7 protein-coding genes are annotated in these 6,970 nt (G+C 65.7%); 3 read left to right on the top strand and 4 right to left on the bottom strand.

Annotated elements, in window-relative coordinates; all coding sequences use genetic code 11:
• Positions 1-132 precede the first annotated feature (132 nt).
• The 3 genes from EOA75_RS26060 to nagA are packed head-to-tail and all read left to right on the top strand — an operon-like array spanning position 133 to position 3,097.
• Complete coding sequence (locus tag EOA75_RS26060; protein ID WP_095799128.1) at positions 133-912, top strand: GntR family transcriptional regulator; 780 nt, start codon at positions 133-135, stop codon at positions 910-912.
• Complete coding sequence (locus tag EOA75_RS26055; RefSeq protein WP_127325497.1) at positions 909-1,940, top strand: SIS domain-containing protein; 1,032 nt, start codon at positions 909-911, stop codon at positions 1,938-1,940. The genes EOA75_RS26060 and EOA75_RS26055 overlap by 4 nt, the downstream gene beginning before the upstream one ends.
• A complete protein-coding gene (gene nagA, locus EOA75_RS26050; RefSeq protein ID WP_127215651.1) occupies positions 1,937-3,097 on the top strand; it encodes an N-acetylglucosamine-6-phosphate deacetylase in 1,161 nt (386 codons plus the stop codon). The genes EOA75_RS26055 and nagA overlap by 4 nt, the downstream gene beginning before the upstream one ends.
• A 192-nt stretch (positions 3,098-3,289) precedes the next feature.
• Here the strand turns inward: nagA and EOA75_RS26045 are convergent, their stop codons facing one another.
• The 4 genes from EOA75_RS26045 to EOA75_RS34555 form a co-directional block, all read right to left on the bottom strand.
• Positions 3,290-4,816, bottom strand: a complete 1,527-nt coding sequence (locus tag EOA75_RS26045; protein ID WP_127325496.1) for a malonyl-CoA synthase — start codon at positions 4,814-4,816, stop codon at positions 3,290-3,292.
• Between the two features lie 61 nt (positions 4,817-4,877).
• A complete protein-coding gene (locus EOA75_RS26040; RefSeq protein ID WP_127325495.1) occupies positions 4,878-5,621 on the bottom strand; it encodes a GntR family transcriptional regulator in 744 nt (247 codons plus the stop codon).
• 261 nt (positions 5,622-5,882) lie between these two features.
• The gene (gene rpe / locus EOA75_RS26035) at positions 5,883-6,560 is read right to left on the bottom strand and encodes a ribulose-phosphate 3-epimerase (protein ID WP_066996092.1); all 678 of its coding nucleotides are present in this window, start codon (positions 6,558-6,560) and stop codon (positions 5,883-5,885) included.
• Positions 6,561-6,760: 200 nt separating this feature from the next.
• On the bottom strand, positions 6,761-6,970 hold a 210-nt coding region (locus EOA75_RS34555; RefSeq protein ID WP_206517036.1), incomplete at its 5' end, for a hypothetical protein.

The raw sequence follows: 6,970 nt of genomic DNA, 5'->3' as shown, positions 1-6,970 counted from the left end.
GCCTCCAGCAGCATAGCGAAAATCCGGTCGGCTGCGCGGTGCAGATGGCCGCGCGCATCTTCGCGGGCAAATCCGGAGGCGCCCGATGAGCGCCGCCGACCGGATTTTCGCTATGCTGCTGGAGGCGCCGCGATGAGCGCCGCCGACCAGATCTTCGCTATGCTGAAAGAATCCTCGCAGAGCGGCGCGCCGCTTTACCTGCAGCTGAGAAAAAGCATCGAGGAAGCGGTCAATCGCGGCCTGATCGGGCCGGGTGACGCGCTGCCGTCGGAGCGCGATATAGCCAGCAAGGCCGACATTTCGCGCGTCACTGTGCGCAAGGCCGTGCAGGATCTCGTCAAGGGCGGCATCCTCGTCCAGCGCCATGGCTCCGGCACCTTTGTCGCCCCGCGCATGGAACGTGTCGAGCAGTCGCTGTCGCGGCTCACCTCCTTCACCGAGGATATGGCGCGCCGCGGCATGGTCGTGCGCTCGGCCTGGCTCGATCGCGGCCTCTATGCGCCCTCGCCGGACGAGATGATGGTGCTCGGCCTGTCGTCGAGCGAGCTGGTGGCGCGCGTGGCGCGCCTGCGCATCGCCAACGACACGCCGCTGGCGATCGAGCGCGCCGCGATTTCGGCGAGCGTGCTTCCCGACCCCGAAGCGATCGGCTCCTCGCTCTACGCGGCGCTGGAACTGACCGGCAACCGCCCGATGCGGGCCGTGCAGCGCATTTCGGCCGCCAATCTCGGCGACGGCGACGCGCGCCTTCTCGAAGTGCCGCCGGGGGTTGCCGGCCTGCACATCGAACGTATTTCCTATCTGGCGAGCGGCAAGGTGATCGAGTTCACGCGCTCGATCTACAGGGGCGACGCCTATGACTTCGTCGCGGAACTCCGGCTGACCGGGCCGGGAGAGGAGAGCCGGCCATGAGCGCAACCGCCACCCACATGCGGCGCGAGATCGAGGAGATCCCGCAGGCCACCGCCCGCCTGCTGGACGGCTCAGCCAAGGTGCTGGCCGAGGCCGGCCGCGGCCTTCGCGAGCGCGATCCGCATTTCGTCGTCACCGTGGCGCGCGGCTCGTCCGACCATGCCGCCACCTTCATGAAATATGCCGTGGAGCTGACAGCCGGCCTCGCCGTCGCTTCCGTCGGCCCGTCGATCGCTTCCATCTATGGCGCGAAGCTGAGGCTGCGCGGCTCGGCTTGCCTGGCGATCTCGCAGTCGGGCAAGAGTCCCGACATCGTCGCCATGGCCGAAACCGCGAGAGCCGGCGGCGCGCTCACCGTCGCCATCACCAACACCGCCGACTCGCCGCTGGCGCGCGCCTCGGATTATGCCATCGACATTCTCGCCGGCCCGGAGCGCAGCGTCGCGGCCACCAAGACCTTCGTCAACTCGGCCGTCGCCGCCCTGGCGCTGATGGCGCACAGCACTGGCGATGAGGCGCTGCTTGCTGCGCTCGCCCGCCTGCCGGAGCATTTCGAGAAGGCGATCGCCTACGACTGGATGGCGCTCGCCGCGGCGCTCGAGACGCCGCGCTCGCTGTTCATCCTCGGCCGCGGCCCATCCTTCGCGATCGCCAGCGAGGCGGCGCTAAAATTCAAGGAAACCTGCGCCATGCATGCCGAGGCCTATAGCGCCGCCGAGGTCATGCACGGGCCGCTGGCGCTGGTCGGGCCGGGCTTCCCGGTCCTGGCGCTTGCTGCCCGGGACGCGTCGGAGCCTTCGGTGACCGAGGCGGCCGACAGCTTGACGGCCAAAGGCGCGGCCGCTTTCGTCACCTCCGATAATGCGAAGGCAGCCGGGCTGCTGCCGTATGTCGCAACTGGCCATCCGTTAACCGATCCGCTGCCGCTGATCGTGTCCTTCTATGGCTTCGTCGAGGCCTTCGCTCGCCATCGCGGTCTCGATCCGGATGCGCCACGCAATCTGCGCAAGGTGACGGAAACCGTATGAGCGACCGTTTCGCCCTCACCGGCGCCCGTATCTTCGACGGGGCCGACTGGCACGACGATACGGCCCTTGTCGTCAAGGACGGCGTGGTCGAGGCCATTCTGCCCGCCGGCGCCGTGCCGTCAGGCGTCTCCCATGTCGAGACCGGTGGCGGCCTCTTGGTTCCCGGCTTCGTCGACATCCAGGTCAATGGCGGTGGCGGCATTATGCTCAACGACCATCCCGATGTCGCCTCGATCGAGACCATCTGCCGGGCGCACGCGCCCTTCGGCACCACGGCGCTCCTGCCGACGCTGATCACCGACACGCCGGCGATCACCGCCGCGGCGGTCGACGCCGGCGCCGAGGCCGCCCGGAAGAAGGTGCCGGCTTTTCTTGGGCTGCATCTCGAAGGCCCGCATCTGTCCGTCGCGCGCAAGGGCGCGCATGATCCGGCTCTTATCCGGCCAATGACGGACGCTGACCAGGCTGCGCTGGTCGCGGCGCGTCAGGGCTTGCCGGTGCTGCTCACCACGGTCGCACCGGAATCGGTCCAGCCGGCCCGGGTCACGGCGCTGGCCGCGGCCGGCATCGTTGTCAGCCTCGGCCACTCCGACACCGGCTATGCCACGGCAACGGCCTTCGCCGAGGCGGGCGCCACGGTCGTCACCCATCTCTTCAACGCCATGAGCCAGATTGGCAATCGTGAGCCGGGACTGGCCGGAGCGGCGATCGACACCGGCAGCTTCTACGCTGGCATCATCGCGGACGGAATCCATGTCCATCCCGGCACCATGACGCTTGCACTCAATGCCAAGAAAGGCCCGGGCAGGATCCTTTTGGTCACCGACGCCATGGCGACGATCGGCACCGACATGACATCCTTCACCCTCAACGGCCGTACCATCTACCGCAAGGACGGGAGTCTCAGGCTTGCCGACGGCACGCTGGCCGGCGCCGATCTAGACATGATTTCCGCCGTGCGCTTCGTCCATCGCGTGGTCGGGCTCGATCTCGACGAGGCGCTCCGCATGGCCTCGCTCTATCCCGCCGAAGCGATCGGCCAGGCGCATCGCCTCGGCCGCTTCGCCAACGGCACCGCAGCGGACATTGTCGGGCTGTCGGAAGACCTGGACGTCAAGAATGTCTGGATCGGCGGCGAGAAGGTTTTTGCGGCGTAGGCCTCTTCCTTCGTCATCCTCGGGCTTGACCCGAGTATCCATGCCATGACCTCTGCCGTGGGGCGCAACGGTGCAGAATTCTGTAATCGTTGCAACGCTTTGGCGTTAAGGCATGGATGCTAGGGTCTGCGCGCGTCGCTTCGCTCCGTGCTCCGCCCTAAAATGACGAAGCTGCCGGGCGTTTGCACTAGTCTAGCTCTGCGATCTGGATTGGTAGATATCCTTATACACCTCTCGCAAAACGTTCTTCTGTACCTTGCCCATCGTGTTGCGCGGCAATTCGTCGACGAAGATCACCTGCTTCGGATGCTTGTATTTGGCCAGCCGCCCGGCAATGGCGTCGACGATATCGGCTGCGCTGATTGCCGAGCCCGGCTTGCGCATCACCACGGCCGTGACGGCTTCGCCGAAGTCGGGATGCGCAACCCCAATCACCGCGCTTTCGGCAACGCCGGCAAGCGCGTCGATCTCGCTCTCGATCTCCTTGGGATAGACGTTGTAGCCGCCCGAGATGATCAGGTCCTTGCTGCGGCCGACGATGTGGACATAGCCGCCGGTATCGATCAGGCCGAGGTCGCCGGTGATGAAGAAGCCGTCGTCGCGGAATTCGGCCTTGGTTCTCTCTGGCATCCGCCAATAGCCGGCAAAGACGTTCGGGCCCTTCACCTCGATCATGCCGATCTCGCCCTGGGCTAGCGGCTTGCCGCTTTCGGGGTCGGCGACGCGCAGCGTGACACCCGGCAGCGGAAAGCCGACCGTGCCCGCGCGCCGTTCGCCGTCATAGGGGTTGGATGTGTTCATGTTGGTTTCGGTCATGCCGTAGCGTTCGAGGATGGCGTGGCCGGTGCGCTCGCGCCAGGCATTATGCGTCTCACTAAGCAACGGCGCCGAACCGGAGATGAACAGCCGCATGCGGCTGGCCGCATCCTTCGTCAGGCCCTGCTGCTGCAGGAGCCGCACATAGAAGGTCGGCACGCCCATCAGCGCGGTCGCGCGCCGCAGAAGCGAAATCACACGGGCCGGGTCGAACTTCTGCTCGAACAGCATTTTTGCGCCGGCCATCAGGATGACGTTGGTCGCGACGAACAGGCCGTGCGTGTGGAAGATCGGCAGCGCGTGGATGAGCACATCATCGCCGCTGAAGCGCCAGTAATCCACCAGCACGCGCGCGTTGGAGGCGAGGTTCTCGTGGCTGAGCATGGCTCCCTTGGAGCGGCCCGTCGTGCCCGATGTGTAAAGGATGGCGGCAAGATCGTCGGGGCCGCGCTCCACATCCGCAAAATCCGCCGGCTGCAGCGCCGCACGGTCCGCCAGCGTGCCCTGCCCGTCGCGGCCAAGCGTCAGCGTCGCGGCCCCCGCCGATGCGGCAAGCGGTTGCACATGCGTCACCTTTTCCGGATCGCACACGACCAGCCGCGGCTCCGCGTCGCGGAAGAAATAGTCGAGCTCCGGCAGCGTATAGGCAGTATTGAGCGGCAGGAAGACGGCGCCGGTGCGCAAACAGGCGAGATAGAGGAGCAAAGCTTCAGGGGTCTTCTCCACCTGCACGGCGACGCGATCGCCGGGCAGCACACCAGCGGCGACCAGCGCGTGCGCTAACTGCGCGGACCGCGCCAGCATGTCGGCATAGGAAATCGTACGCCCGTCATCCGTCTCCATCAGCACTCGGCCAGGCGCCAGCATGCTGGCGCGAAACGCGTGGAACAGGTGATTGGTCATGTCGTCCCCTGGCGTCGAAAGCTCGGCCAGAGCGAATATCAGATTTGTCAGCGATGGGCAGCTATTTGCGGCCGCGCGCGGCCTTGCCTGCGCGAGCCGGCGGACCGTCGCCTGGGCTGAGCTGCGCCATGCACATCTCCGCCGTCAGCCGGTAGTGACTGAGCAAGGCCTCGACCGCGCCGTCGGCGTCGCCGTCCATGGTCCGCTCGGCAATCGTCCGGTGCTCGCCGAAGTCGTCGCGTTCGGAGCCGGGGCCGCGCTGCGAGATCAGCCGGTAGCGGGAGGCCTGGTCGGAAAGCTGGTCGCAAAAGCCGATCAGCCAATGCGAGCGGCAGGCGCAGATCAGCGCGCGATGAAAGGCGCGGTGCAGCTTCTCCCATTCCGGATTGTTGGCTGCCGGGTCGTCGGGCCGGCGGCGTTCGGCGCGCGCCAGGCGGTGCAGGGCGAGCACCAGCTGTTCTTCCCATTCCGCGGTGCGGTGCGCAATGGATTCGCGTAATGCGCGTTCTTCCAGCCAGCACCGCGTGCGGGTGAGCTCCTCCAACTCGGCCGCGTTGACCGGCATCACGAAGAAGCCGCGCTGGTCGTGGCGGCCGAGCAATCCCTCGGCGGCCAGACGGTTCAGCGCCTCGCGCACCGGCGAGGCGCCGGCGCCATACCGGGAAACGACCCATTCGACGCGCAGCTTGCCCTCGGCTTCCAAAGCTCCCCGCAGCAAGTCCTCGCGGAGCTGATGGTAGACCGAACTGGCCAGCGTGCTCTTGGCACCCTTGCCTTCGCCCGTATCGGCGTTCCCGTATGGCAATTTGACTCCTGTTGCCGGCCCCTGTTTTGCAGGGTCCCTCGGCCAAGCAATTTCATACGATGTATCTTGCAGCCGAGCACTGCCGCCTAAAAACGTATGATGGCGATATTCGTACTTTGAGACAAGGCGGGGTCAATTATCGAATAAAGTAAAATCCACTCGAAAAAAGGCTGACGTCAGTGGGAGACTTGACATAACTCGGTATACTGAACAGCCCTTAGTTAGCGAGGCGGCTTTGGTAGGAACGCACTGTCGACGTCTTTAACGGGCGGCCTTGTCGGCGGCTGAGCGGATCGCTTCGATATTTGCCCGATAGGTTTCTACTGTGCCGCCTTTGAAAATGGCCGCGCCGGCCACCAGCACGCCGGCGCCGGCGGCCGTCACCAGCGGCGCCGTTTCCGGCGAGATGCCGCCGTCGATCTCGATGCGGATCGGGCGCTCGCCGATCAGCGCCTTGACCTTGCGCACCTTGTCGACGATCGCCGGGATGAAAGCCTGGCCGCCGAAGCCGGGATTGACGGTCATGATCAGGATGAGGTCGAGCCGGTCGAGCACATATTCGATCGCCGTTTCCGGCGTCGCCGGGTTGAGCGAGACACCGGCCTTCTTGCCGAGACCTTTGATGGTTTGCAGCGAACGGTCGAGATGCGGGCCGGCCTCGGCATGCACCGTTATGCCGTCGCAGCCGGCCTCGGCAAAGGCCGCCAGGTAGGGGTCGGCAGGCGCGATCATGAGATGGCAGTCGAAGAAGGTTTTTGTCCGGTTGCGGATCGCCTTGATCACCGGTGGGCCGAAAGTGATGTTGGGCACGAAATGGCCGTCCATCACGTCGAGATGGATCCAATCGGCTCCGGCCGCCGCGACCGCTTCGACCTCATCGCCGAGCTTCGAAAAGTCCGACGCCAGCACCGATGGTGCAATCAGGGTCTTCTTGCTCATGAAAGGCTTCTCCCGGCATCCTCATCGGCGCTCTGTGCTGCGCGCTGGCACGCGGGTCTGCCTAGACCATCGTCCGGCCAAGGGGAAGCGTGTTTTCCGCTTCGCTCGACGGGCACGCAAAACGCGAGCTGCGATGCGGGAAGGAGAGAACCCGCTGGATTTTTCCGGCGGGTTCGCGGGCGCGGTAGTGATGGGCTGCCCTACTGAAGGTTGTCGGTCGCCGGGTTCCGCTGCAGCCTTGGTTGGCTTCTTGGCACCAACTGCTGCAGGATATTCGGATTGAGCAGCAGGTCCGGATCGATCTCCAAGCCTGGCCGCCTGCGGATCGGGAAGCAATCCGGATACCGGCCGGCCGTTCCGACCGGGCAGCGCCGCCTGATGATCGGCTGGCACATGCCATCGATCATCTC

It is taken from the genome of Mesorhizobium sp. M1A.F.Ca.IN.022.07.1.1 (genome assembly GCF_003997575.1).
Lineage (GTDB): Bacteria > Pseudomonadota > Alphaproteobacteria > Rhizobiales > Rhizobiaceae > Mesorhizobium.
This window is presented reverse-complemented; position numbering and strand designations above follow the sequence as displayed.